General features: G+C 72.3%; 23 protein-coding genes and 1 pseudogene. 14 read left to right on the plus strand and 10 right to left on the minus strand.

Annotated elements, in window-relative coordinates:
• The first annotated feature begins 162 nt into the window (after positions 1-162).
• Together QFZ74_RS25980 and ligD are read left to right on the plus strand one after the other, a co-directional pair.
• Positions 163-2010 carry a transketolase gene (locus QFZ74_RS25980; RefSeq protein WP_307623253.1) on the plus strand — a complete coding sequence of 616 codons (1848 nt, stop codon included), beginning with the start codon at positions 163-165 and terminating at the stop codon, positions 2008-2010.
• Positions 2007-2933, plus strand: a pseudogene (gene ligD, locus QFZ74_RS25985) (non-homologous end-joining DNA ligase). Before QFZ74_RS25980 ends, ligD begins: the two are co-directional and overlap by 4 nt.
• Positions 2934-3178: 245 nt before the next feature.
• Here ligD and QFZ74_RS25990 read toward each other — a convergent pair.
• Together QFZ74_RS25990 and QFZ74_RS25995 are read right to left on the minus strand one after the other, a co-directional pair.
• Positions 3179-4000, minus strand: a complete 822-nt coding sequence (locus QFZ74_RS25990; RefSeq protein ID WP_307623254.1) for a methyltransferase domain-containing protein — start codon at positions 3998-4000, stop codon at positions 3179-3181.
• Between the two features lie 120 nt (positions 4001-4120).
• On the minus strand, positions 4121-5650 hold the full coding sequence (locus QFZ74_RS25995; protein WP_373462437.1) for a bifunctional phosphatase PAP2/diacylglycerol kinase family protein: 1530 nt from the start codon (positions 5648-5650) through the stop codon (positions 4121-4123).
• A 98-nt stretch (positions 5651-5748) separates the two neighbouring features.
• On the opposite strand from QFZ74_RS25995, the gene QFZ74_RS26000 reads away from it, so the two are divergent.
• From QFZ74_RS26000 to QFZ74_RS26010, 3 genes are all read left to right on the plus strand, one after another.
• Entirely contained in the window at positions 5749-6411 is a 663-nt protein-coding gene (locus tag QFZ74_RS26000) for a histidine phosphatase family protein (protein WP_307623255.1), read from the plus strand.
• 42 nt (positions 6412-6453) lie between these two features.
• Positions 6454-8106 (plus strand): ABC-F family ATP-binding cassette domain-containing protein, encoded by a 1653-nt coding sequence (locus tag QFZ74_RS26005; RefSeq protein WP_307623256.1) that lies wholly within the window; start codon positions 6454-6456, stop codon positions 8104-8106.
• Positions 8107-8197: 91 nt separating this feature from the next.
• Entirely contained in the window at positions 8198-8446 is a 249-nt protein-coding gene (locus tag QFZ74_RS26010; RefSeq protein WP_307623257.1) for a DUF6158 family protein, read from the plus strand.
• A 167-nt stretch (positions 8447-8613) separates the two neighbouring features.
• On the opposite strand, the gene QFZ74_RS26015 is transcribed toward QFZ74_RS26010, so the two are convergent.
• Positions 8614-8991 carry a DUF2795 domain-containing protein gene (locus tag QFZ74_RS26015; RefSeq protein WP_307623258.1) on the minus strand — a complete coding sequence of 126 codons (378 nt, stop codon included), beginning with the start codon at positions 8989-8991 and terminating at the stop codon, positions 8614-8616.
• 272 nt (positions 8992-9263) lie between these two features.
• Between QFZ74_RS26015 and QFZ74_RS26020 the strand changes: the two genes are divergently transcribed.
• From QFZ74_RS26020 to dnaK, 7 genes are all read left to right on the plus strand, one after another.
• Positions 9264-10058: a SigB/SigF/SigG family RNA polymerase sigma factor gene (locus QFZ74_RS26020; RefSeq protein WP_307623259.1), complete on the plus strand. Its 795-nt coding sequence runs from the start codon at positions 9264-9266 to the stop codon at positions 10056-10058.
• Positions 10059-10242: 184 nt separating this feature from the next.
• On the plus strand, positions 10243-10983 hold the full coding sequence (locus QFZ74_RS26025; RefSeq protein WP_307623260.1) for a hypothetical protein: 741 nt from the start codon (positions 10243-10245) through the stop codon (positions 10981-10983).
• A 32-nt stretch (positions 10984-11015) separates the two neighbouring features.
• Positions 11016-12260 carry an aminotransferase class I/II-fold pyridoxal phosphate-dependent enzyme gene (locus QFZ74_RS26030; RefSeq protein ID WP_307623261.1) on the plus strand — a complete coding sequence of 415 codons (1245 nt, stop codon included), beginning with the start codon at positions 11016-11018 and terminating at the stop codon, positions 12258-12260.
• The gene (locus QFZ74_RS26035) at positions 12257-13348 is read left to right on the plus strand and encodes an MBL fold metallo-hydrolase (RefSeq protein WP_307623262.1); all 1092 of its coding nucleotides are present in this window, start codon (positions 12257-12259) and stop codon (positions 13346-13348) included. Before QFZ74_RS26030 ends, QFZ74_RS26035 begins: the two co-directional genes overlap by 4 nt.
• 201 nt (positions 13349-13549) lie before the next feature.
• Positions 13550-13951: a hypothetical protein gene (locus QFZ74_RS26040; RefSeq protein WP_307623263.1), complete on the plus strand. Its 402-nt coding sequence runs from the start codon at positions 13550-13552 to the stop codon at positions 13949-13951.
• Positions 13952-14067: 116 nt separating this feature from the next.
• On the plus strand, positions 14068-14493 hold the full coding sequence (locus tag QFZ74_RS26045) for an OsmC family protein (protein WP_307623264.1): 426 nt from the start codon (positions 14068-14070) through the stop codon (positions 14491-14493).
• A 134-nt stretch (positions 14494-14627) separates the two neighbouring features.
• Positions 14628-16523: a molecular chaperone DnaK gene (dnaK, locus tag QFZ74_RS26050; protein ID WP_307623265.1), complete on the plus strand. Its 1896-nt coding sequence runs from the start codon at positions 14628-14630 to the stop codon at positions 16521-16523.
• A gap of 47 nt (positions 16524-16570) precedes the next feature.
• Here the strand turns inward: dnaK and QFZ74_RS26055 are convergent, their stop codons facing one another.
• The 5 genes from QFZ74_RS26055 to QFZ74_RS26075 form a co-directional block, all read right to left on the minus strand.
• Complete coding sequence (locus QFZ74_RS26055; RefSeq protein WP_307623266.1) at positions 16571-17434, minus strand: helix-turn-helix transcriptional regulator; 864 nt, start codon at positions 17432-17434, stop codon at positions 16571-16573.
• A gap of 82 nt (positions 17435-17516) precedes the next feature.
• Positions 17517-18164 (minus strand): hypothetical protein, encoded by a 648-nt coding sequence (locus QFZ74_RS26060; protein ID WP_307623267.1) that lies wholly within the window; start codon positions 18162-18164, stop codon positions 17517-17519.
• An 11-nt stretch (positions 18165-18175) separates the two neighbouring features.
• The gene (locus tag QFZ74_RS26065; RefSeq protein WP_307623268.1) at positions 18176-18901 is read right to left on the minus strand and encodes a hypothetical protein; all 726 of its coding nucleotides are present in this window, start codon (positions 18899-18901) and stop codon (positions 18176-18178) included.
• 5 nt (positions 18902-18906) lie between these two features.
• A complete protein-coding gene (locus QFZ74_RS26070) occupies positions 18907-20205 on the minus strand; it encodes a hypothetical protein (protein WP_307623269.1) in 1299 nt (432 codons plus the stop codon).
• A gap of 5 nt (positions 20206-20210) precedes the next feature.
• Positions 20211-20516, minus strand: coding sequence for a hypothetical protein (locus tag QFZ74_RS26075; RefSeq protein ID WP_307623270.1), 306 nt, complete (start codon positions 20514-20516; stop codon positions 20211-20213).
• Between the two features lie 106 nt (positions 20517-20622).
• On the opposite strand from QFZ74_RS26075, the gene QFZ74_RS26080 reads away from it, so the two are divergent.
• Positions 20623-21546, plus strand: a complete 924-nt coding sequence (locus QFZ74_RS26080; protein WP_307623271.1) for a trans-aconitate 2-methyltransferase — start codon at positions 20623-20625, stop codon at positions 21544-21546.
• Positions 21547-21622: 76 nt separating this feature from the next.
• Here QFZ74_RS26080 and QFZ74_RS26085 read toward each other — a convergent pair whose 3' ends face one another.
• Positions 21623-22363 (minus strand): glycoside hydrolase family 75 protein, encoded by a 741-nt coding sequence (locus tag QFZ74_RS26085; protein WP_373462497.1) that lies wholly within the window; start codon positions 22361-22363, stop codon positions 21623-21625.
• 93 nt (positions 22364-22456) lie between these two features.
• Here QFZ74_RS26085 and QFZ74_RS26090 point away from each other — a divergent pair, with 93 nt between their 5' ends.
• The gene (locus QFZ74_RS26090) at positions 22457-23068 is read left to right on the plus strand and encodes a hypothetical protein (protein WP_307623273.1); all 612 of its coding nucleotides are present in this window, start codon (positions 22457-22459) and stop codon (positions 23066-23068) included.
• Positions 23069-23193: 125 nt separating this feature from the next.
• Here the strand turns inward: QFZ74_RS26090 and QFZ74_RS26095 are convergent, their stop codons facing one another.
• Positions 23194-24030 (minus strand): aldo/keto reductase, encoded by an 837-nt coding sequence (locus QFZ74_RS26095; RefSeq protein ID WP_307623274.1) that lies wholly within the window; start codon positions 24028-24030, stop codon positions 23194-23196.
• Between the last annotated feature and the right edge of the window lie 105 nt (positions 24031-24135).

A 24135-nucleotide genomic window follows, 5' to 3' on the forward strand; every position in this document is an offset into this window, starting at 1 on the left:
ACGCACTGGTACGTACCGGATGCGCGCCCTGCGACGGCCACGTAGCGTGATCGTCGGAGCGTGCCGCGTGAGCGGCGGGGCGTCCGCGTCATCGACGGGCCGTCCGTGTGATCGCGGGAGGCCGCGCCCGCAACGCCCCGGCATCCCCTCGGGAGGAGACTCATGAACACCGCCGAGCTCGTCGAACTCGCCCAGCAGCTGCGCGTGGACAGCGTGCGGGCCGCCGCGGCGGCGGAGTCCGGGCATCCGACGTCCTCGATGTCCGGCGCCGACCTGATGGCGGTGCTGCTCGCCCGCCACCTGCGCTACGACTTCGAGAACCCGGGCAACCCGGCCAACGACCGTTTCGTGCTCTCCAAGGGCCACGCCTCGCCGCTGCTCTACTCCGCGTACAAGGCGGCCGGAGCCGTGGACGACGACGAGCTGCTCACCTTCCGTGAACTGGGCAGCCGGCTCGAAGGGCACCCGACCCCGCGGCAGCTGCCGTGGGTGGAGACGGCCACCGGCTCGCTCGGACAGGGGTTGCCGATCGCCGTCGGCATCGCGCTCGCCGGGAAGCGGCTGGACCACACCGGCTACCGGGTGTGGGTGATGTGCGGCGACAGCGAGCTGGCCGAGGGCTCCGTGTGGGAGGCGGCGGAGCAGGCGGCGTACGAGAATCTGGACAACCTGACGGCGATCGTGGACGTCAACCGGCTCGGCCAGCGCGGACCCACCCGGCACGGCCACGACCTCGACGCGTACGCCCGCCGATTCCAGGCCTTCGGCTGGCACACGGTGGAGGTCGACGGACACGACGTGGACGCCGTCGACCGTGCCTACGGCGAGGCCGAGTCCACCACAGGACAGCCCACCGTGATCCTCGCCCGCACCCTCAAGGGCAAGGGCGTCGCCTCCGTCGAGGACCGCGAGGGCCTGCACGGCAAGCCCCTGCCGGACGCGGAGGAGGCCGTCGCCGAGCTGGGCGGCGTCCGTGACCTCCAGGTGGCGGTGCAGGGGCCGCCCGCCGACCGGGTGCGGCCCCCGGTGGCCACGAGCCCGCTGGAGCTCCCGCGCTTCGACATCGGGGACGAGGTGGCCACCCGCGACGCCTTCGGCAAGGCGCTCGCCGCGCTCGGCGCCGCGCGCGGAGACGTCGTCGCGCTGGACGGCGAGGTCGGGGACTCCACCCGCACCGAGTTCTTCGCCAAGGAGCATCCCGACCGGTTCTTCGAGTTCTACATCGCCGAGCAGCAGATGGTCGCCTCGGCCGTCGGGATGGCGACGCGCGGCTGGGTGCCGTACGCGTCGACGTTCGCCGCCTTCTTCACGCGCGCCTTCGACTTCGTGCGCATGGCGTCGATCAGCGGCTCCGGCATCAACCTCGTCGGCTCGCACGCGGGCGTCGCGATCGGCCAGGACGGGCCCTCCCAGATGGGCCTGGAGGACCTGGCCATGTTCCGCGCGGTGTACGGCTCGACCGTGCTGTACCCGTGCGACGCCAACCAGACCGCGAAGCTCGTCGCCACCATGGCCGACCTCGACGGCGTCCGCTATCTGCGCACCTCGCGCGGCGCGAGCCCCGTCGTCTACAGCCCCGACGAGGAGTTCCCGGTCGGCGGCAGCAAGGTGCTGCGCTTCTCCGGCGAGGACCGGCTGACCGTCGTCGCCGCCGGGGTCACCGTGCACGAGGCACTGGCCGCCGCCGACGCGCTCGCGGCCGAGGGCATCCCCGTGCGGGTCATCGACCTGTACTCGGTCAAGCCCGTCGACCGGGAGACGCTGCGCCGGGCCGGCGAGGAGACCGGCTGTCTGGTCACCGTCGAGGACCACCACGAGGAGGGCGGCCTCGGGGACGCGGTCGCGGAGGCGTTCACCGACGGCAGGCCCGTGCCCCGTCTGGTCCGTCTGGCCGTGCGCACGATGCCGGGCTCGGCGTCGCCCGACGAGCAGCTGCGCGCCGCCGGCATCGACGCCGAGGCGATCGCGGCGGCCGGACGGCTGCTGGTCGAGGAGGCCGTCACCCTGTGAGCGACGACGTACGGACCGTCCGGGCCGGCCGCCGTACGGTGGAGGTCCGGCGGCCCGACAAGGTGCTCTTCCCCGCCGACGGGGACCGCCCCGGCGTACACCAAGAGCGACCTCGTCGACTACTACCGGTCCGTCGCCCGCTTCATGCTGCCGCAGCTGCGCGGGCGGCCGCTGATGCTGGAGCGGTACCCGGACGGCATCGACGGCCCGTCCTTCATGCAGAAGAACGCCCCGGACGAGTACCCCGAGTGGATCACCCGGGCCGAGGTGGCCAAGGAGGACGGCACGCTCACGCACGTCGTCTGCGACGACACCGCCACCCTCTCCTCTTCCTCGTCGACCAGGCCTGCCTCACCCTGCACCGCTGGCTGTCGCGGACGGACCGGCCCGACCGGCCGGACCGGATGGTCTTCGACCTCGACCCGCCCGGCGACGACTTCGCGCCGGTGCGCGAGGCGGCCAGGTGGCTCGGCGAACTGCTCGACCGCCTCGGACTGCCGTCGGCGCTGATGACGACCGGCTCACGCGGACTGCACGTCGTCGTCCCGCTCACCCGGCGGCACGACTTCGACGAGGTACGCGCCTTCGCCCGCGATGTCGCCGAGACGCTCGCCGCCGACCACCCCGACCGGCTCACCACGGCCGCCCGCAAGAAGGACCGCGGCGACCGCCTCTATCTCGACGTGCAGCGCAACGCCTACGCGCAGACCGCCGTCGCGCCCTACTCCGTGCGCCGTAGGCCGGGCGCCCCCGTCGCCGTCCCGCTGACCTGGGACCAGCTGTCCGACCCGGGCCTGAACGCACGCCGCTGGACCGTCGCCGACGCCGCCGACCAGGCCCGTACCCGCCCGTGGGCCGGGGCGATGGACCGGGGCCGGTCCCTGGGCCCGGCCAGGCGGCGGCTCGACGCGCTGCGTGGCTGAACTCCCCCTAGATCCGCGGGCAGTCGACGGGTCAGGCCTGCTTGCGGCAGGCCGGCTCGGCGCGCGGGATCGCGAGCCACGCTCGGCTCATCCCGCTGCGCGGGCGAACTCACCTCAGAACACGGGACGTTCGACGGGTCAGGCCTGCTTGCGGCAGGCCGGCTCGGCGCGCGGGATCGCGAGCCACGCTCGGCTCATCCCGCTGCGCGGGCGAACTCACCTCAGAACACGGGACGTTCGACGGGTCAGGCCTGCTTGCGGCAGAGCAGCTCCGCGTGCAGGACCGCGAACCAGCCGTCCTCCCGCCCGCCCCACTCCCGCCAGGCCCCGGCGATGGCCCGCAACTGCTCGCCGCTCGCGTGGCCGCGCTCCACGGCCCGCTCCGCGTAGGACGAGTCGACGGTCCGGTCCGCCCACAGTCCGCTCCACCACGCCCGCTCGTCCGGGGTGGCGAACGTCCAGGTGCCGGACGTGGCCGTGATGTCCGTCAGCCCCGCGGCCAGCGCCCAGGACCGCAGCCGCCGCCCCGCGTCCGGCTCACCGCCGTTGTCGCGGGCCACCCTGCGGTACAGGTCCAGCCAGTCGTCCAGGCCCGGCACCTGCGGGTACCAGGCCATCGACGAGTAGTCGGCGTCGCGGACGGCGATGAAACCGCCCGGCTTGGTGACCCGGAGCATCTCGCGCAGCGCCCGCACCGGGTCGCCGACGTGCTGGAGCACCTGGTGGGCGTGGACCACGCAGAACGTGTCGTCGGGGAAGTCGAGGGCGTGCACGTCCGCGACCGCGAAGTCGACGTTCGCCAGGCCGCGTTCGGCGGCCGTCAGACGGGCCCGGTCCAGGATGCCCGGCGCGTGGTCGACGCCGGTGACCCGGCCGTCGGGCACCAGCGCCGCCAGGTCGGCGGTGATGGTGCCCGGGCCGCAGCCGACGTCCAGGATCCGCATGTGCGGTTTGAGCGAACCGAGCAGATAGGAGGCCGAGTTGGCGGCCGTCCGCCAGCTGTGCGAACGCAGCACCGACTCGTGGTGCCCGTGCGTGTAGACGGCGGTCTCCTGCTGCTTGGGCATGCTCCACCTCTTCGTGTCACGGCTGCCGCCCTCATCGGCGGTACCGCGTCACCGTACGTCCTGATGCCGCATGGTGAGACCCCGCGTTTCACCATGCGGACACCGGGTGCCTTCTCAGCTCTACGGCAGCGGCCGGTAGGCCGTGAGCGCCCGCGGCAGTTTCTCCAGCACCACGTCGCCCGACACCTCGGTGACCTCGCCGTCGTACGCCAGGGGCGTGCCCGGCGAGACACCGGCCAGGCTCAGCCGCTGCACCTGGATCGCGGCATGGGCGGGGGAGCGGGTCAGCGGGCCCGCGAAGGCGGCGGCGAGCAGACGCGGCGCCGGCCTGCGGCCGCCGTGCACGACCCGGACGTCGAGCTGTCCGTCCGCGAGATCGCGACGGCGGGCGGGGGCCAGCCCCATGCGGTGGTACATGCAGTTGCCGGCGAACAGCATCCACAACGGGCGCTTCTGGCCGCCGAGTTCGGCCTGCAGGGGGTGCTGGTCGGTGCGCAGGACGCGCAGCGCCGCGAGCACCCCGGCCGGCCAGCCGCCGATCCGCCCCGACCACCGCTCCCGTACGCGCACCAGCTCCGGATACACGCCGAGGCTCAGTGTGTTGAGGAAGACGCCCTCGTGCTCGCGGGAGACGAACCGGCCCACGTCCACACACGCCGCCTCGCCCTCGCGGACGGCGCGGGCGAGGTCCCGCGCGCCCTCCACGCCCAGGTCGTACGCGAAGTGGTTGAGCGTGCCGCCCGGCAGCACCGCGAGCGGCTTCTTGTGCCGCAGGGCCGCCGCGGCGGCCGCGTTGACCGTGCCGTCACCGCCGCACACGCCGAGGACCCGGCCGCGGGCCGCTGCCTTCTCCAACTCGGCGCCGATCTCCTCCGGTTCGCACTCGACGATCTCCGCCTGCGGCAGCTCGTCCCGCAGCGCCGCCACCCGGTCGGCGGTGCCCGACGCCTTGTTGGCGACGAGCACCAGTCCGGCGCCGTCGGGCAGCGCCGGGGCGACGGGCGCCTCCCTGCGCCCGGGAACGCCGATCGCCCCGGGACGCGGCGCCCGGGCCGGGCGGGACGACGCCGGGGTGCGGGCCGGCACCAGGGCCCGTACGGCGAACGCGGTACCCGCGCCGAGAGCGGCGCCCGCGAGGACGTCGCTCGGGAAGTGAACCCCGGTGTAGACGCGGGACATGGCGACCGAGAACGCCACCGGCGCCAGCACGGCGCCCCACGCCGGGGACTCCAGCGCGACTCCGGCGGCGAACGCGGCCGCCGAGGCGGAGTGCCCGGACGGGAACGAGGTCGTGATCGGCTGCCGCTTCAGGTGCCGCACCACCGGGACCAGCTCCAGGGTCGGCCGGGGGCGGCGCACCGAGCGCTTGCCGAGGGTGTTGATGGTGAGGGAGGCGACGGCCAGGGAGGCGATGCCGCGGGTGGCGGCACGGCGGGCCCGGGGCGTGTGGATCGCCGCCATCGCGGCCGCCGTCGCGAACCACAGCACTCCGTGGTTCGCGCTCCGGCTCAGCCGAGGCAGGACACGCTCCGCGCCCGGCCATCGCCGCTCGGCGGCCACCTCGAACAGCCGGTTGTCGAGGGCGAGCAGCCAGATGCGGGCGGTGGTCCGGCCGGGGCGCTGGACGGTGAGATCGACGTCAGGGCTCATGAGGGGCGGGTACCCTGATGTGGCCGTATCCAGCGTCGTCGACTCCCGGTGGCCCCCGTTCGGCGCCGCCGGCGCGATCGAGCGAGAGGTGGTCCTGTATGCGTCTGCTCCTCATCCGCCACGGTCAGACCCCGTCCAACCTCGACTGGCTGCTCGACACGGTGCCGCCGGGCCCGGGGCTGACCTCCCTCGGCGAGCGGCAGGCGGCCGCCCTGCCCGAGGCGCTCGCCGACGAGGACATCGACGCGCTCTACGCCTCCACCCTGATCCGTGCGCAAGCGACGGCCGCCCCGCTGGCCGCCGCCCGGGGACTGGACGTCCACGTCCGGGACGGCATCCGCGAGGTGACCGCGGGCGACCTGGAGATGATGAGTGGCGACTCGGCGCCGGGCGAGCTGTACATGAAGACCGTGTTCGCCTGGGCGGACGGGGACACCGCGCTGCGGATGCCCGGCGGGGAGAGCGGTGCGGAGACCCTCGCGCGGTACGACGCCGTGGTCGCCGAGGCCGCCGGCAACGGGACCCGGACCGCCGCCCTGATCAGTCACGGCGCCGCCATCCGGCTGTGGACGGCGGCCCGCGCCCTCAACGTCGACGTGCCCTTCGCCGCCGCCCACCCGCTCGAGAACACCGGTGTCGTCGTCCTGGAGGGCTCCCCGGCCGACGGCTGGAAGGCGCTGTCCTGGGCGGGCGCGCTCGTGCGTCCGGCGGGGGAGGGCGGCCCGACCGGCGAGCCGGTGCCCGGGGACGCGGCGGGATAACGGTTTGCCCCGGCTCGCGGGTGGCGCACAGAATGCCTCCTCATGGGACATCTGGAAGCCGCGCACCTCGAGTACCACCTCCCCGACGGCAGGGTGCTGCTCGGCGATGTCTCCTTCCGGGTCGGCGAAGGCGCCGCCGTCGCCCTGGTCGGCCCCAACGGCGCGGGCAAGACGACCCTGCTCCGGCTGATCTCCGGCGAGCTGAAACCGCACGGCGGCACGGTCACCGTGAGCGGCGGGCTCGGCGTGATGCGCCAGTTCGTGGGCTCCGTACGGGACGAGACGACCGTACGCGACCTGCTGGTGTCCGTCGCGCCCCCGCGCATCCAGGAGGCCGCGCGGGCCGTCGACAAGGCCGAGCACGCCCTCATGATCTCCCCCAGTGCCTCAACGGCCTGGGAGGTGCCCCCAGACGACGAGGCCGCCCAGCTCGCCTACGCGCAGGCCCTCTCCGACTGGGCCGAGGTGCGCGGCTACGAGGCCGAGACGCTGTGGGACATGTGCACCACGGCCGCGCTCGGCGTGCCCTACGACAAGGCCCAGTGGCGTCAGGTGCGCACCCTCTCCGGCGGCGAGCAGAAGCGCCTGGTGCTGGAGGCACTGCTGCGCGGCACCGACGAGGTGCTGCTGCTCGACGAGCCCGACAACTACCTCGACGTGCCCGGCAAGCGCTGGCTGGAGGAGCGGCTGAAGGAGACCCGCAAGACGGTGCTCTTCGTCTCCCACGACCGCGAACTCCTCTCCCGCGCCGCCGAGAAGATCATCTCCGTCGAGCCCTCGCCCACGGGCGCCGACGCCTGGGTGCATGGTGGCGGCTTCGCCACCTACCACGAGGCGCGGCGCGAACGGTTCGCCCGCTTCGAGGAGTTGCGCCGACGCTGGGACGAGAAGCACGCCCAGCTGAAGAAGCTGGTGCTGAACCTGCGCCAAGCCGCCAGCGTCAGCCACGAGTTGGCCTCCCGCTACCAGGCCGCCCAGACCCGGCTGCGCCGGTTCGAGGAGGCCGGACCCCCGCCCGAGCCGCCGCGCGAGCAGGACATCACCATGCGGCTGAAGGGCGGCCGGACGGGTGTAAGAGCCGTCACCTGCACGGGCCTTGAGCTGACCGGGCTGATGAGGCCGTTCGACCTGGAGGTCTTCTACGGCGAGCGGGTCGCGGTCCTCGGCTCCAACGGCTCCGGCAAGTCCCACTTCCTGCGCCTGCTCGCCGGCGACGACGTGGCGCACACGGGGCAGTGGAAGCTCGGCGCGCGCGTCGTGCCCGGACACTTCGCGCAGACCCACGCGCACCCCGAGCTCCAGGGCCGCACGCTCCTCGACATCCTGTGGAAGGAGCACGCGCAGGACCGGGGCGCGGCCATGTCCCGGCTGCGCCGCTACGAGCTGACCGGCCAGGCCGAGCAGTCCTTCGACCGGCTCTCCGGCGGCCAGCAGGCCCGCTTCCAGATCCTCCTGCTGGAGCTGGCGGGCGCCACCGCCCTGCTCCTGGACGAGCCCACCGACAACCTCGACCTGGAGTCCGCCGAGGCCCTCCAGGAGGGCCTCGAGGCCTTCGAGGGCACGGTCCTCGCGGTCACCCACGACCGCTGGTTCGCCCGCTCCTTCGACCGCTTCCTGGTCTTCGGCGCCGACGGCCGGGTACGGGAGACACCGGAGCCCGTCTGGGACGAACGGCGCGTGGAGCGCGCCCGCTGAAGCCCCGCCCCGGCTCTGCCAGGCCCGCCGCCCCGGATGTTCGTACAGTGGTTCCAGGAACGTGAGGCCACGACGACGAGCGGGGCACACCATGACCGGAGTCGAACCGGACCGGCTGGACGACCAGCAGCTCATGAAGGAGCTGGAGACGATCCACCGTACGCGCCACGACACGCTGCTCTACGGCTCGAACGACGCGCTGCGTGCCCACAACGAGCGCATGGCACAGCTGGAGGGCGAGTACCTGCGCCGCAATCCGCGCCGCCTGGTCGCCGCGAACCGCACCCGCGAGGGCGCCCGCGAACGGGCCTGCGGAGGGACGGTCGCGCAGAGCGACTGAAGCGGCTGAGCGACCGAGCGCGCTGGGCGCTGAGTTCGCTGAGCGGCCGGGCGTGCTGAGCGGCCGAGCGGCGGGAGCGCTGGTGTCCGGACGGCGTCGACACCGGGTGCCGTGGTGGCGCCCGGTGTCGACGGCGTTCGGTGACGTGCGGGAAGGGGCGTGGGGTCTCAGGCGTGCGTCAGCGCCTCGGCCAGTGCCTCCAGGTTGTTGAAGCGTGCCGGACCCGCCAGCTCCTGGACTCCCTCGACCAGCTCGTCGGGCGCGTTCCCGCGGCGCAGTCGGCCGGCCAGCTCGTCCGGGCCCGCGGGGAACGCCCCGCGCCCCAGGAACCGCGCCAGTTCCAGGCGTACCGACTCCAGCGACGGCTCCGAGCTGGTCGCCGGTACCACCGGGCCCCGCCACAGTTCGGGGTCGTCGTCAGCCGGAGGCTCCGGGCCGCGCCAGTCCACGGCCCGCGTCGGGTGCCCGGACCTGAGCATGCCCTGCATCTCGTGCTTCATCTCGTCGTCCCGGTGGAAACTCAGCCGGTCACTGCCTCGCTGCATGGCTCCCTCCAGCCTTTCTCAGGGGGTGCGCTTGGCGCATCGCGTACCCATACGACGGCGGCCGACACACGCGTCCGCCATCCCGGGGCATGCCCGTTTGGGCGGGAAGAGACGGGGTTTGCGCCCGGAGGCCGAGGGCAGATGCAGTGACAGTGCTTTCGGACAAGGGCCCGTGGGAGCGACGAGCCGTCGCTACGGGCGCGCCGCGTCCGTAGCGACGGCGCTCCCACGGCGACTGTCGACCCCGAGTCTCTGAGGAGTTGCGACGCACCATGCCGAATCGAGCACGCACGCGACACCACCCGCACGACGACGCCCCCGACACCCAGGTGGCGTTCCGCAGGCTGGGCGCACTGCCGCCCGGAGAGCGGCGCGACCGGGTCCGTGACGAGATCGTCGAGGCGTGGCTGCCGATGGCCGACCGGATCGCGGGACGGTACCGGGGCCGCGGCGAGAGCACCGAGGATCTGCGGCAGGTAGCGGCCCTCGGCCTGGTCAAGGCGGTCGACCGGTACGACCCGGCACGCGGCCACGCCTTCGAGAGCTATGCCGTGCCCACCATCACCGGTGAGATCAAGCGGCACTTCCGCGACCACATGTGGACGCTGCACGTCCCGCGCCGGCTCCAGAACCTGCGTACCCAGGTGCAGACCGCCGTCCAGGAGCTGACGCAGGCCGCGCCGGGGCGGCAGCCCACCGTGGCGGAGCTCGCCGAGCACGCGGACCTGAGCGAGGCCGACGTACGCGAGGGACTCCAGGCGCTGGACGGCTGCGCCGCGCTGTCGCTGGACGCGGAGGTGACCGGCAGCGAGGACGGCTACTCCCTGAGCGACACCCTCGGCGAGCCCGACCCCGCAGTGGAGGCGGTCGTGGACCGGGAGGCCGTGAAGCCCGAGCTGGCCGAGCTGCCGCAGCGCGAGCAGCGGATCCTGTACCTGCGGTTCTTCGGGGACATGACGCAGAACCGGATCGCCGAGGAGCTGGGCATCTCGCAGATGCAGGTCTCCCGCGTGATCAGCCGCTGCTGCCACCGGGTGCGGGACCAGGTGCTGCGGGACGTGGCCTAACCGGTCAGCCGGTCCGGTTCGTTTCGCTGGGCGGAGCCGTACGGGTCCCCGGCTCACCCGATAGGCCGTGGGCGTCCCGCTAATGGGGTCCGGCCGCGCGCGGGCCGGGGCCGGGCGGGCTGTGATGGCTGCGGGGCACGAGCGCCGTGCCCGTCCGCAGCCGTCGGCTCCAAGGAGTTCCCTCATGCGCCGCACCGCCCGTGCCCTTGTCGTCGCCGCCCTGGCCGGCGTGGCCGTGGGCACCGCCTCGGCCGCGTCCGCACAGACCGGTCCGGGCGCCGCCGAGACAGGCGGTGGCCTCACCGCGTCCGCGAGCTGTGCCCCGGCCCCGACCGGAGGGGGCGCCCCGGACACCGTGGGTGCCACCCCGCCGGCCTTCGAGCCGCAGACGCTGTCGCTGGGCGAGGCCACCGGCGGCACCGGCGGCACCGGTGACGCCGGTCGGGACGGCGCCGGGAAGAAGAGCGACGGCGCCTGCTCGGGATCGGACGGGCAGAAGAAGACGCAGCCGTGGACCGCGCAGGCGTCACTGCCGCCGGGCGGGGACGAGGGGGCCGGGGGCGACGGCGGTGACGAGAGCTACGGCGGACGCGGCGACAGCGGCGACGCCGGCGGTGAGGGCACCGGCGGTGAGGGCACCGGCGGTGAGGACATCGGCGGTGAGGACACCGGCCGCGACCAGGACGGGCGCACGGACGGCGGCCCCGGTGACGACGGCGGCAGGACCTGTGACGGCACCGAGTCGTCGCGGGGCGGTGAGGACAGCTGCGGTCAGGACGCCCTCGACCACGGGGTGGAGGCGGGAGCGGGCACCGTCGGCACCGCCTCCGTACCGGCCCTGGCCGCCGGCGGGGTGCTGATCGCGGGCGCGTTCGCCGCCGCCGCGCACCGGCTGGCCCAGCGCAGGAACGACACGGACGGCTGACGGGCACGGACCACGGACTGCGCGGAGGCGACATGTGGCGGAGGGAGCCGGAGGGCCACGGCCCCGTCCGCTACGGGCCGTCCCTCCCCGGCGACGGACTGCCGGTCCTGCCCGAACTCGCCGACGCCCTGGCGGCCGCCGCACACCGCACCGGCCCGGAGCCGCTCGGCGGCGAACCCGGCCTCCTCGACGCGGCGTCGGGCTACTGGACCCGGCGCGGGCTGCCCACCGGGTCCGGCCGCGTGGCCGCCGGACCCGGCGCCCCGTCGCTGCTGCTCGCGTTGACCGCCGCGCTCGGCGGCGACGTCCTGGTGCCCCGCCCCTGCGCCGCCTGGTGGGCGCCGTACGCCCGGCTGCTGGGGCGGCCCCTGTTCCACGTCCCGACCCCCGTCGAGTGCGGCGGCGTCCCGGATCCGTACGCCCTGCTGGAGACCGTGCGCCGGGTGCGCGCCGAGGGCGGCGAGCCGCGGCTGCTCGTGCTCTCCGTCGCCGACGACCCCACCGCCACCGTCGCCCCGCCCGAACTGTTGCACGAGACCGTCGAGGCGGCCGAGGGCGAGGGACTGCACCTGGTCAGCGACGAGACCTGGCGCGACACGGTGCACGCCCCGCACGACACCGTGCTGCTCAGCCCCGCCGAGATGCTGCCGGACCGGGTCACCGTCGTCAGCGACCTGGCCGGCGCCCTGCTGCCGTCCGACTGGCCCGCGGCCGTCGCCCGCTTCCCGGCGGGCGAGACCGGGGAGACGCTCCACGCGCGCGTGCTCGACGTGCTCACCGCGCTGGACGCGCGCGTCGCGGGCCCGGTCGCGGCCGCCGCCGCGTACGCGCTCGACGAGCCCCGGCCCGTCGTCGAACGCCGCGAGCAGTCCGTACGCCTGCACGCGCGCGTGGCCGAGGCGGCGCACGACGCCGTCACCACCGCAGCCCTGTCCCGGCCGCCGCAGGCCGGACGTCATCTCTACGCCGACCTCGACCCGCTGCGCTCCGCGCTCGATGCCCAAGGAATCGGCGATGCACAGGAGTTGGAGGACTATCTCACCACCCGTCTCGGCATGCCGGCGCCCGGCGGCCAGCGCTTCGGCGATGACCTGGGGGCGCTGCGCGTGCGGCTCGCGACGGCCCCGCTGCTGGGGAGAACGGACGAGGAACGCACGGAATGCCTCACCGCACCCGCACCGTTGGAACTGCCACATGTGCAACGCGCGTTGAACTCCTTGAGGTCGGTCTTCGACGATCTCCGCGACGACGCTCGGCGATGGGAGCCTCCTCGATGACGCAGCAGTCCGAGTCGCCCACCACGGCCCCGACACCCATCAGCGCCACCGCCGACGACGCCGGCGTCCTCGGCGGCAGCACGGCTCAGACAGCACCCACCCCCTTCACACCCCCGTTCCCGCCGCTCGCCGAACCCCGCCCGCTCGGCGAACGCCGGTTCTGGCCGCGGGCGTTCCACGACCGGCTCACCGCCCCGCTGCCCGGCCTCAAGGCCCTTGCCCGCTTCGCCCGTGAGGGCGCCGTACGCCCCGGCCCCGACGGCCTCTCCGACATCCAGCTGCTGCCCTACGAACCCGGCCCGCTGCCCCGCGCCGATGCCCGCACCGTCGCCATCACCTGGGCGGGACACGCCAGTTGGGTGCTCCGGATCGGCGGCCTGACCGTGCTCACCGACCCCGTCTGGTCCCGCCGGATCCTCGGCACCCCGGCCCGCATCACGCCCGTGGGCGTCGCCTGGAGCGCGCTGCCGCGCGTCGACGCCGTCGTCATCAGCCACAACCACTACGACCACCTGGACGCCCCGACGCTGCGCCGACTCCCGCGCGACACCCCGGTGTTCGTGCCCGCGGGGCTCGGCCGCTGGTTCCGGCGGCGCCGGTTCACGGTCGTGACCGAGCTGGACTGGTGGGAGGCGTCCCAACTGACTGGCGTCCGCTTCGACTTCGTGCCCGCCCACCACTGGTCCAAGCGCACCCTCGCCGACACCTGCCGCAGCCTGTGGGGCGGCTGGGTGCTCACCGACCCCGACGGCCGGCGCGTCTACTTCGGCGGCGACACCGGCTACGGCCACTGGTTCACCCGTATCGGGTGCCGCTACCCCGGCATCGACCTCGCCCTGCTCCCGATCGGCGCGTACGACCCGCGCTGGTGGCTCAGTGACGTCCACTGCGACCCGGAGGAGGCGGTCCAGGCCGCCCAGGACCTCGGCGCGCGCCGCATGGCCCCGATGCACTGGGGCACGTTCGTCCTCTCCGCCGAGCCCGTCCTCGAACCGCTGACCCGGGTACGGGTCGCCTGGGAGAAGGCGGGACTGGACCGCGAGGACCTGTGGGACCTTCCGGTGGGGGGCTCACGGGTGCTGGCGTAGCGCTGTCGCAGCGCTGTCCGTCGAACGAGGCGCCCGTGAGTGAACGTACGTGCGAGTTCTCGCCCGGACGGACGGCGTGACGGTGCGCGGACCCGTCCGGGGATGTCCACCGGCACCTTGTTTGCTCCCTTCGCGCGACTCCCGCGAAGTCCGGGGGCGGGGGTAGGGTCGGCGGCGAAACCCGGAGGTGAGGGGGACGCCATGGGACCGGTTCGGGTCACGGCGATCGCGAGTCTGACACCGTTGACGGAGCTTGAGGCGGATCCTTTCCTCGTGGATTCCCGCAGCCAGCACGCGATGTGCGCCCGCTGGGCGGCCGAGCACGGGTACGTCGTCGCCCGCGAGTTGCTGGTCCGGGGACTGCGCCCGGACCACTGCGTGCTGTGGGACGGGGTCCGCCCCGGCGCCGACCTGTTCGTCGCGCCCAGCCTGCGCGTGCTGGAGAGTGCGCTGTCCTCCGTGGAGGAGTTCACCGAGGAGTGCGCCCGGCGCGGGGTGCGCGTGGAGACGGTCGGGCGCGCGGAGCCGTCGTACGACGCCCAGATGAAGGCCCGCGTCCACCGGCGGCTGTCGATGCCGACCGCGGGCTACGACGGCCGGTAGCCGGAGTCGACCGCGGGCTACGACGGCCGGTAGCCCGAGTGTGGTCGGATGGGGACGATCCGAACCCGGAGTCCGGGAACGGGCACCCCGCCCCTCGCACGAAAGGGAACCCCACCGTGGCAACCACGCGCACCGCACACACCGTCTGGGAAGGCAATCTGCTCCAGGGCAGCGGCGACGTCACCTTCGACTCCTCCGGCATCGGCACGTACCCGGTGTCGTGGCCGTCGCGCTCCGAGGAGCCGAATGGCAGGACCAGCCCCGAGGAACTGATCGCCGGCGCGCACTGCGCCTGCTACTCCATGGCCCTGTCGCACGGCCTGAGCAGCGCCGGTCACCAGCCCACCAAGCTCGTCACCTCGGCCGACGTCACCTTCCAGCCGGGTGAGGGCATCACCGGCATCCACCTGAACGTCGAGGGCACCGTTCCCGGCATCGACGAGGACACCTTCGTCGCCGCCGCCGAGGACGCCAAGAAGAACTGCCCGGTCAGCCGGGCCCTGGCCGCCACCCCGATCACCCTCACGGCCAAGCTCGCCTGACCGCCGTACCACCCCGAGGCCGCGCCCCCGCCGCCGGAGGCGCGGCTTCGCCGTTTCGGGGTACCCGGCATTGACAACGGCGCACGCAGGTTTTGTGCTGGATTCGGGAAGTGCCCTGGCGGAAGGGGACGGAGATGGCGCGCGCGGTCGGGATCGATCTGGGGACGACGAACTCGGTGGTGGCCGTCCTGGAGGGCGGCGAACCCACCGTCGTCGCCAACGCCGAGGGGGCGCGGACCACGCCGTCCGTCGTGGCCTTCGCCAAGAACGGCGAGGTGCTCGTCGGCGAGGTCGCCAAGCGGCAGGCCGTGACGAACGTGGAGCGCACCGCGCGCTCGGTCAAGCGGCACATGGGAGACGGAGGCTGGCGCTTCCCGGAGAGCGGCGACATCGACGGCACCCGCTACCGCGCGCAGGAGCTGTCGGCACGGGTGCTGCAGAAGCTGAAGCGGGACACCGAGTCCTACCTCGGCGAGGACGTCACCGACGCGGTGATCACCGTCCCGGCGTACTTCGACGACGCCCAGCGGCAGGCCACCAAGGAGGCCGGCGAGATCGCCGGGCTCAAGGTGCTGCGGATCATCAACGAGCCGACCGCCGCCGCCCTCGCCTACGGCCTCGACCGCGGCGAGGAGCAGACCGTCCTCGTCTTCGACCTCGGCGGCGGCACCTTCGACGTCTCCCTCCTGGAGATCGGCGACGGCGTCATCGAGGTGAAGGCCACCAACGGCGACACGCACCTGGGCGGCGACGACTGGGACCAGCGGATCGTCGAGTACCTGGTCAAGAAGTTCAAGGGGCATTACGGCATCGACCTCGGCAACGACAAGATGGCGGTGCAACGGCTGCGCGAGGGCGCCGAGAAGGCCAAGATCGAGCTGTCGTCCTCCTCCGAGACGTCCATCAACCTCCCGTACATCACCGCCTCCGCGGAGGGCCCGCTGCACCTCGACGAGACGCTCACCCGCGCCCAGTTCCAGGAACTCACCGCCGATCTGCTGGACCGCTGCCGTACCCCCTTCCACCAGGCGGTCAAGGACGCCAAGGTGGACCTCTCCGCGATCGACCACGTCATCCTCGTCGGCGGCTCCACCCGGATGCCCGCGGTCACCGACCTGGTCAAGGAACTCACCGGCAAGGAGCCGCACAAGGGCGTCAACCCCGACGAGGTCGTGGCCGTCGGCGCCGCGCTCCAGGCGGGCGTCATCCGCGGCGACGTCAAGGACGTCCTGCTCCTCGACGTCACCCCGCTGTCCCTGGGCATCGAGACCAAGGGCGGCATCATGACCAAGCTCATCGAGCGCAACACGACGATCCCGACGCGCCGTTCGGAGATCTTCACGACGGCCGAGGACAACCAGCCGTCGGTCGGCATCCAGGTCTACCAGGGCGAACGGGAGATCGCCGCGTACAACAAGAAGCTCGGCGTCTTCGACCTGACCGGGCTGCCGCCCGCGCCGCGCGGGGTGCCGCAGATCGAGGTGGCGTTCGACATCGACGCCAACGGCATCATGCACGTCTCCGCCAAGGACCTCGCCACCGGCCGGGAGCAGAAGATGACCGTCACCGGCGGCTCGGCCCTCCCCAAGGACGACATCGACCGCATGATGCGGGAGGCCGAGCAGTACGCCGAGGAGGACCGCAAGCGCCGCGAGTCCGTCGAGACCCGCAACCAGGCCGAGCAACTCGTCTACCAGACCGAGAAGTTCATCCGGGACAACGAGGGGCGGGTGCCCGCCGAGACCAGGGCCGAGGTGGAGGACGCGACGGCCGAGCTGAAGAGGCTGCTCGAACAGAACGCGGAGACGGCGGCGTTGCGTACGGCCACCGAGAAACTCGCCTCCGTGAGCCAGAAGATGGGCCAGGCCATGTACGCCCAGGCCCAGCAGTCCGCCCCGGACGCCTCCGCGGGCTCCGCAGGCCCCGCCGGTTCGGCCGGGTCGCACGGAGCAGCCGAGGAGGAGGACGTGGTGGACGCGGAGATCGTCGACGACGACCGGGACACGAAGGGCGGAGCAGGAGCGGCCTGAAGTACGGTGGCCCCGTCCACCGGGCGGGCAGTGGGCCTCAGGCGTCCTCAGTAGGTCTCGCGGTACTCCCGCAGGATCTCCTTGGTGCGGCGGGCGGACGCGGCGTGGGTCGTCATGTGGTCCAGCACCTCCAGGTGCGTCGCCACCTCGCGGCGCGAGTCCAGGTAGAGGGCGCCGGTCAGGTACTCGGTGTAGACCATGTCGGGCAACTCCGGCTCGGCGAACCGGAAGAGCGTGAAGGGCGCGTACGTCCCCGGGTGCGGGCCGGCCGCGAACTCGGCGAGCTGGAGCGTGACCCGGTCCCGCTCGGCGTACTCCAGCAGCTTGTCCAGCTGCTCGCGCATCACCTCGGGCCGCGGGCTCACCGGCCGCCGCAGCACCGTCTCGTCCATGATCACCCACATGTGCGGCGGGTCGTCCCGCTCCAGCAGCCGCTGCCGGGCCATGCGCAGGGCGACGTGCCGCTCGATCGCGTCCGGCCCGGCCTGCCCGATCGTCCCGGCCTCCAGCACCGCGTGCGAGTACGCCTCGGTCTGGAGCAGCCCCGGCACGAAGTGCGGCTCGTAGGAGCGCATGATGCGGGCGGCGCCCTCCAGGCTCACGTACAGGCTGAACCAGTCCGGCAGCACATCGTGGAACCGCTGCCACCAGCCCGGCTGGTTGGCCTCCTCGGCCAGCGCCACGAACGCGGCGGCCTCGTCCTGAGGCACGTCGTACGTCTCCAGCAGCAGCTGCACGTACGGGATCTTCAGCGCGACCTCGGCCGTCTCCATCCGCCGTACGGTCGCCGCCGCCACGCGCAGCACCCGGGCGGCCTCGTCCCGCCCCAGCCCGGCCGCCTCCCGCAACTCCTGAAGCCGCTTGCCGAGCACCACCTGCCCCACGGTCGGCGCAGCCCGCCGCTCACTCACGCCACGCCTCCCCTACGCGCCCGCGCCGAATACGCGAGCAGTGTGCCACGTGTGGCGACGTGGCACACGTGTCCGACGGCCGTCACTTCACCGGCTGCGAGCTCCCTCCCCGGGGCGGCCCCACCCGGGCACCGATCGCGATGGCGCGGGCCCGGGATTCGGGGCTGAGGCCTTTGGAGCGGGGGGAGGTCTTGCGGTTGAACGCCGTGGGCTGGCATGCGTAGCCGAGATCCCTCATTCCGGGCCGGGCCACCACGACCGCGAAGCGCGGGTCGCCCACGTACCAGACGGCGCCTTTGTAGCCCTTGCGCGCCATCCGGTCCCAGCGCTTGAAGAAGTTACCTGGCTCCTTGGGGGAGGCGGTCTTGTTCGGGTTGTCCGGGTCCGGCAGCACGAAGACGGCGGACATGAAGCACCCCCTTCCCTTGACCCGCAGCCCGTCGGGCGCCTTCCTCCAGGGGTAGTTGATCATGATCAGGTACATCGTCCTGATGTTGATGAGCTTGAAGGCGGCTCCAAGGAAGCAGTACATGAAGACGGGAAGCAGGAGGGCCGTGAACACAGCCCACGCAGGGAGGATCGTCACGATGACGTCCAGCCCCCCTACCAAGCAGAACGCCCAGAGCAGGCACTTGAAGAGCCCCCAGGCCATCACGCGGCACCACGCGGCCCGGGTGCCGGGAGTGTCCCAGGCCACGGGCTCAGCGGCTGGCGGCGCAGGGTGCGTCATGTCGTTCTCACTCATCCGAAGTCCGAAGTGATCTGGTTCTGGGCGGCGCTGGGCCCGTTCACGGCACGGTCGATCTCAGGCGTCGGGTCGGTGAAGGACACCGTGGGCGCGATGGCTTCCAGCAACTGACGGTAGTACGTCCGTGAGGAGGTGCAGGTCGTGCTCAGATTCAGGATCGCCAACTGCACCCCGGACGGAGAGGGGACGTACAGATCGCATTGGTACAGCTCCTGCGTAGGCCGCGCACCTTCGCCAGGTACCTGGACCAGGGTCTCCGAGACCCCGGCGGGCAGACCGCCGGGCAACGTCAGCAGTCCCACGTTCGTCGAGTTCTCCCGCAGGGTCACGGCACGCGTCGCCGTCATCTTGGGCGGTGCCCACTCGATGTCGCGGAGCGCGACGGTGAGCACGGAGGCGGCGGACGTTCCGTCGTCGGCGAAGTGCATCCCGAGAAAGCAGCCGATCATTCCTTCGTTGCGCATCATCCGTGCCAGGAACCGCACGGCGAGCATCGCTTCGAGGCAGCGTTCGCGCGCTTCCTCCTCCACGGCCTCAAGGAGGTGCCCCACAAAGCCGTCGAAGTTGGCGTCGAGTTCGGTGCCCTGATCGGGGCCGAGCGCCGCGAGGGGCACATCCATGAAGCCCCTGGGGGTGGCGAACCAGAGCTTGCTGGTGGCGTCCCGTGCGGAGTCGGCGATGCCGAGCGTGAAAGAACTCTGATCGGTTGAGCGTTCCATGTCTCTCACAGGCGTACCAATGCTCGGAACGTGTTCATGATGGTCACGCCCGTTGCGGGCCCGTCCAGACCGAGACGCGCGCCGTCCACGGCGGTGGTTCCGTTCTTCACGCTGTCATTGGAGACCGCGTCGATGCCGTCGGCCGCGAGGCCGTACCCCGCAGTGGCCAGGCCCCCCACCGGCGAGGTGAACTTGACCACGTTCTCCGCGGCGGCGCCTCCGCCCAGACCTCGAACGATCAGGTCGCCCACGGGGTCCGCGCCGTTCATGAGGCGCGTGCCCGCCGTCACGGTGTCATCGGCGAACCGGCTGATGAACTGCCCCGCGCTCACGGCCTCGCCGGTACTGTGAGTTGCCGCGACGGCTCCGTTCAGACCGCGTGAGACGGCACCGAGGCCAGGCGCGACTCCGAGGATGTCGCCCGCGATCCCCACGGTGTTGGACCAGAAGTCCGCGTCGAGCTCGCCTTTGTTGAAGCCGTCAGAGAGCGACGCTTGCACTTGCGGGTCGGTCAGGCGTGTCAACAACGTCGCGGCACTCAGCGCAGCCGCGGCAACAAGGAAAGCGATGCCAACCGGGCCGGTGAGGACGATCGCCAGCAGTCCGGCGATCGCCCCGAGCACCCCGAGGATGTCCGTGAGGTTGTCCCCGATCCAGCTGAGGGACTTCTCCAGCCAGTTCGGTTCCTCCGGCGCGAGGTCCTTCGTCGCGGCGCCCAGAGCCTTCGCGATGGCATGGGCCGCGTCCGCGTGGTCGGCCTCCAGCTCGTGGGCCTTCTTCATGACGTCGTCCAAGGCGCCCTGGGCCTTGTTGACGGCGGTGGTCGCCTCGTTGAGGGCCTTCGTCGCGGCGTCCAGGCGCGCCTGCGCGGCATCACGCTCGCCGACGCTGTCGAAGGTCTGACCCGCGAGTTTCAGGTCGGGGTCGGAATTGGCCCTGTCGTAGCGGCCGTTGGCGGCCTCCAGGTCGCTCTTGTGGTCGCGCGCCTCGGCGTCGTACTTCTTCGCCAGCTCGCGACGGCTGGTCAGGCCGCCGTGCCAGGTGTCCATGGCCTTCGCGGCCTTCTCCAGCGACGTGTGCGCGTCGCGCATGTACGTCGGCAGGTCGCCGTCGAGCGCCTCACGGAAGCCGACGGCCGCGTCGCCCTCCCAGTAGCTGCTCTCGCCGAGCAGTCTGTCGATCTTCGAGGAGGCGTCCTGGAGCGCGTCCGCGCCCTGCTGGAGTTTGACGCGGAGGTTCTCCACCTCGCCGGGCTGGCCGGGGACGGGGTTCCAGCCGAGGTGCACGTACGGATTCGAGGCCACCCAGCTCACTTCCCCGCTGTCGCCGCGCGCTTGAAGCTCTCCTCGAGAGACTTCTCCACCTCGCGGTAGTTGTCCGTGTTCTGCTTCAGGCCCTCGGTGAGCTTGTCGATGCGTTCCTTCATCTGCTCGGAGCCGTACTTCCACTTCTCCTGGAAGGTGTCGCACGCCTCGTCGAGTTCGGCCGTCCCGACCTGGTCGGCGCGTGTCTGCTGAAGGGCCTTCCGTACCTGCTCCAGCGACTCCCGGGCCGATGTCAGTCCCTTGGTGAAGGACTCGAGCTGGTCGATGTCGGTCCTGAAATGATCCCCCATGGGCAGAATGTCCCTTCCTCTCGATCTGCCCGGCCGTCCGGCACGGCTCAATTCGGCGTCCATCCTTTCACGGGGCCCACCGGTCGCTGCCTGAGAGAGTGGGCGCATGACTCATGCGCACCGGCAGCACCACGACGACTCGCACCAGCACGACGACTCGCACCAGCACCGGCACCAGCACGGTCACACCGACATCGACTGGGCCGAGATGGCTCCCCGACTGGAGGCGCAGGCGGAGTTGTTCGAGCCTGTGTACGAGCAGGCCATGGCGTGGCTGGCCGGTGAGGTGCGGGAGCCGGGGCTGATCGTGGATGCGGGGAGTGGGCCCGGGGTCGTGGCGTGTCTGTTCGCCGAGGCCTTTCCGGAGGCGCGGGTCGTCGCGGTGGACGGGGCCGAGCCGTTGCTGGAGCGGGCCCGGGCGCGGGCCGAACGGCTGGGGTTCGGGGACCGGTTCGGCACGCTGCATGGGGAACTTCCCGGCGTGCTGGAGGAGTTGGAGCATCCCGCCGGACTGCTCTGGGCGAGCCGCAGTCTGCATCACCTCGGTGATCAGCGGGCCGGGCTCGCCGCGTTCGCCGGCCGGCTCGCGCCCGGCGGGACCCTGGCCCTCCTCGAAGGTGGTCTGCCCGCCCGCTATCTGCCCCGCGACCTCGGCATCGGCCGGCCGGGACTCCAGGCACGGCTCGACGTGCTGGAGGAGCAGTGGTTCGCCAGAATGCGCGCCGAACTGCCGGGCAGTGTCGCCGAGACCGAGGACTGGCCGGCGCTCATGGCGGCCGTGGGTCTGAAGCGCGCCGGCACCCGCAGCTTCCTGCTGGACGTCTCCGCACCGGCGCCCGAGGCGGCCCGCGCCTACGTCGTCGACTCCCTCGCCCGCCTCCGCGACGCCGTCGGCGACGGCCTGGATGCCGAGGACCGCGCCACGCTGGACCGTCTCCTCGACCCGTCCGACCCGGCGAGCGTCCACCGGCGGTCCGACGTCTTCGTCCTGGCCGCCTACACGGTGCACACGGCCGTGAAGCCCGACTGAGGTGGGGGCGACGCCCGGTACCGGCCGCGGTACCGGGCCGTCTCCCGACTCGCCCGCCCTGTCGCCCAGTTGCCGCTCAGTTGTCGCGCAGGAACTGGCGCGCCAGCCGATCGCCCAGCGTCACCGCCGCGCTGTGGCTCTCGATGGGGGAGACCTTCGAGTTCTTGAAGAGGATGTACGTCACGCCGGAGGCCGTGCCGCCGGCCACCGGGTCGGGGTCGATGCCGAGGGCCTTCGCGGTGGCGTACGAGGCCTCGCCGATGATCTGGGTGGGGCCGGTGTCGCCCACCACCGCGTACGCCACCTTGTCGCCGTGGATGACGGCGACCACGCCGCCGCCCTTGATGCCCGCGTCGGCGTAGTTCCAGATGCCGCTCGGGCCGGGCACGACGACGTAGGGCAGCGTCTCCGACTTCAGCGGCAGGCCGTCGGACTGGGTGAACGCCGTCTCGGGCTGGAACCAGCCGCCCGTGTCCTCGTTGCAGTGCGCCGAGCGCTGCCCGTCGCAGTCGATGTCCATGTCGGCCTTCCAGAACACCGCGCCGTTCTTGCCGCACACGGGGACCGTGGCCGCCGTGCCGCTGTCGGGGCGGTACTTGCCGTGCGAGACCTGGGAGCACGACGTCACCTTGGCCAGCAGCGAGGCCGCGTCGACCGAGCGCTCCCGGGCCGGCGCGACCGAATGCCCGGTGTGTGCGACGGACTGCCCGGCGTGCGTGACGGTGGGCGTGGCCGCGGCGGCCGGCAGTGCGGCCCCGCAGAACGCGCAGGCGGCAAGGGCCGCGGTGAGGGTCGGCGGGCGCCGTTTGCGGCGCATCGCCCCGGAGCGAAAACTGGGAAGACGGGACATTTTGGGCATTTAACCCGGATTTATCCCGAGAGTCACGCTGTTTCCGGGAGGTGAGGCGTCATGTTCGTCCGCACCGTTTACGCGACCGGCGACCCGGCGAAGATCGACACTGCGGTCAGGGCTCTGAACACGGAGGGGCGCGACCTGCTCGAAGAACGTCCCGGCTACCGCGGATCGGGCGTCTTCGTGGACCGGGAAACCGGCAAGATCCTGACCGTGAGCTGGTGGGACTCCGAGGAGAACAGACGTAACAGCGACACGGTGATGCGGGAGCGGCGCGGCGGCCTGCTGGCGCCGTTCGCGGGGACGGTGGCGGTCCGCAACTACGAGGTGGCCGTCGTCCACCCCGTCCGGCATCCACGGGCCGGCGGGGGACTGCGCATCACCACGCTGGAGTTCGCCCCCGCGGACACGGACCTGCTCGCCGAGACCTTCCGGGCGACCGTGGTGCCCCGGCTCGACACCCTCCCGGGGCTGGCACGCGCCGCCCTCTTCGTGGACCGGGAGCGCGGTCGGGGCCTGGTGGGCGTGGTTTTCGTCGACCGCGACGCGCTGGCCGCCTCCCGCGCGGCCCACGCGGAGATCCGGCGCGAAGGGGCGGCCAAGGCGCGGGTTGCCGTGACCGGCCTGGAGGAGTTCGAGGTGGTGCACGCGGACGTGCGTCTCGACTGACTCCCGGCACCGGGGAGTTCGGTCAGTGCGTGTCCCGACTCCGGCCGTCGGCAACGGGATCGAGGGGACGGTCGTACACCCCACCGCCGGCGCAAGGGGCGTACGACCGCTGTCGCCTGGTTTGCTCAGACCATGTCGAACGTCGCCGGGTCGGGACCCAGGCGGCGGTCCTCGTTCAGCGCGCTGATCGCCGCGAGGTCCTCGGTGTCCAGGCTGAAGTCGAAGACGTCGATGTTCTCCTGGATCCGGGACGGCGTCACGGACTTCGGGATCACGATGTTGCCCTCCTGGACGTGCCAGCGCAGCACGACCTGGGCCGGGGTGCGGTTGTGCTTCTGGGCGATCGCGATGATGGCCGGCACCTCCAGCAGGCCCTTGCCCGAACCGAGCGGCGACCAGGCCTCGGTGCGGATGCCCTGCTCGGCGTGGAACTCACGGGCCGCGCGCTGCTGGAGCTGCGGGTGGAGCTCGATCTGGTTGACCGCCGGGATGACCGACGTCTCGGAGATCAGCCGCTGGAGGTGCTCCGGAAGGAAGTTGGAGACGCCGATGGCGCGGATCCGGCCGTCGCTGTACAGCTTCTCCAGCGCCTTGTACGTGTCGACGTACTTGTCCTGGGCCGGCAGCGGCCAGTGGATCAGGTACAGGTCCACGTGGTCGAGGCCGAGCTTGTCCAGCGACGCGTCGAAGGCGCGCAGGGTGCTGTCGTAGCCCTGCTCGGCGTTCCAGAGCTTGGTGGTGACGAAGACGTCCTCGCGGGGCAGGCCGGAGGCGGCGATGGCCTTGCCGGTGCCCTCCTCGTTGCCGTAGATCGCCGCGGTGTCGATGCTGCGGTACCCGGCTTCCAGCGCGGTGGCGACGGCGCGCTCCGCCTCGTCGTCCGGCACCTGCCAGACACCGAAGCCCAGCTGGGGCATCTCGACGCCGTTGTTCAGGATGATCGGGGGGACCTTGCTGCTCACGAGCTCATGATCCTTCGCTTGTCGACAGGTGGCACTGTCATGGTCAACGATCACGGGCGGTCGCGCATTCCTGACCGGAGGATCCGACTCATTTTTGACCATGAC

This window comes from Streptomyces sp. V3I7, from assembly GCF_030817495.1.
Lineage (GTDB): Bacteria > Actinomycetota > Actinomycetes > Streptomycetales > Streptomycetaceae > Streptomyces.

What these genes read in the sequence shown, in the direction of transcription:
- QFZ74_RS25980 (WP_307623253.1), top strand. Translation starts at nt 163, where the DNA reads ATGAACACCGCCGAGCTCGTCGAACTCGCCCAGCAGCTGCGCGTGGAC.
- QFZ74_RS25990 (WP_307623254.1), bottom strand. Translation starts at nt 4,000, where the DNA reads ATGCCCAAGCAGCAGGAGACCGCCGTCTACACGCACGGGCACCACGAG.
- QFZ74_RS25995 (WP_373462437.1), bottom strand. Translation starts at nt 5,650, where the DNA reads ATGAGCCCTGACGTCGATCTCACCGTCCAGCGCCCCGGCCGGACCACC.
- QFZ74_RS26000 (WP_307623255.1), top strand. Translation starts at nt 5,749, where the DNA reads ATGCGTCTGCTCCTCATCCGCCACGGTCAGACCCCGTCCAACCTCGAC.
- QFZ74_RS26005 (WP_307623256.1), top strand. Translation starts at nt 6,454, where the DNA reads ATGGGACATCTGGAAGCCGCGCACCTCGAGTACCACCTCCCCGACGGC.
- QFZ74_RS26010 (WP_307623257.1), top strand. Translation starts at nt 8,198, where the DNA reads ATGACCGGAGTCGAACCGGACCGGCTGGACGACCAGCAGCTCATGAAG.
- QFZ74_RS26015 (WP_307623258.1), bottom strand. Translation starts at nt 8,991, where the DNA reads ATGCAGCGAGGCAGTGACCGGCTGAGTTTCCACCGGGACGACGAGATG.
- QFZ74_RS26020 (WP_307623259.1), top strand. Translation starts at nt 9,264, where the DNA reads ATGCCGAATCGAGCACGCACGCGACACCACCCGCACGACGACGCCCCC.
- QFZ74_RS26025 (WP_307623260.1), top strand. Translation starts at nt 10,243, where the DNA reads ATGCGCCGCACCGCCCGTGCCCTTGTCGTCGCCGCCCTGGCCGGCGTG.
- QFZ74_RS26030 (WP_307623261.1), top strand. Translation starts at nt 11,016, where the DNA reads ATGTGGCGGAGGGAGCCGGAGGGCCACGGCCCCGTCCGCTACGGGCCG.
- QFZ74_RS26035 (WP_307623262.1), top strand. Translation starts at nt 12,257, where the DNA reads ATGACGCAGCAGTCCGAGTCGCCCACCACGGCCCCGACACCCATCAGC.
- QFZ74_RS26040 (WP_307623263.1), top strand. Translation starts at nt 13,550, where the DNA reads ATGGGACCGGTTCGGGTCACGGCGATCGCGAGTCTGACACCGTTGACG.
- dnaK (WP_307623265.1), top strand. Translation starts at nt 14,628, where the DNA reads ATGGCGCGCGCGGTCGGGATCGATCTGGGGACGACGAACTCGGTGGTG.
- QFZ74_RS26060 (WP_307623267.1), bottom strand. Translation starts at nt 18,164, where the DNA reads ATGACGCACCCTGCGCCGCCAGCCGCTGAGCCCGTGGCCTGGGACACT.
- QFZ74_RS26065 (WP_307623268.1), bottom strand. Translation starts at nt 18,901, where the DNA reads ATGGAACGCTCAACCGATCAGAGTTCTTTCACGCTCGGCATCGCCGAC.
- QFZ74_RS26075 (WP_307623270.1), bottom strand. Translation starts at nt 20,516, where the DNA reads ATGGGGGATCATTTCAGGACCGACATCGACCAGCTCGAGTCCTTCACC.
- QFZ74_RS26080 (WP_307623271.1), top strand. Translation starts at nt 20,623, where the DNA reads ATGACTCATGCGCACCGGCAGCACCACGACGACTCGCACCAGCACGAC.
- QFZ74_RS26085 (WP_373462497.1), bottom strand. Translation starts at nt 22,363, where the DNA reads ATGCGCCGCAAACGGCGCCCGCCGACCCTCACCGCGGCCCTTGCCGCC.
- QFZ74_RS26090 (WP_307623273.1), top strand. Translation starts at nt 22,457, where the DNA reads ATGTTCGTCCGCACCGTTTACGCGACCGGCGACCCGGCGAAGATCGAC.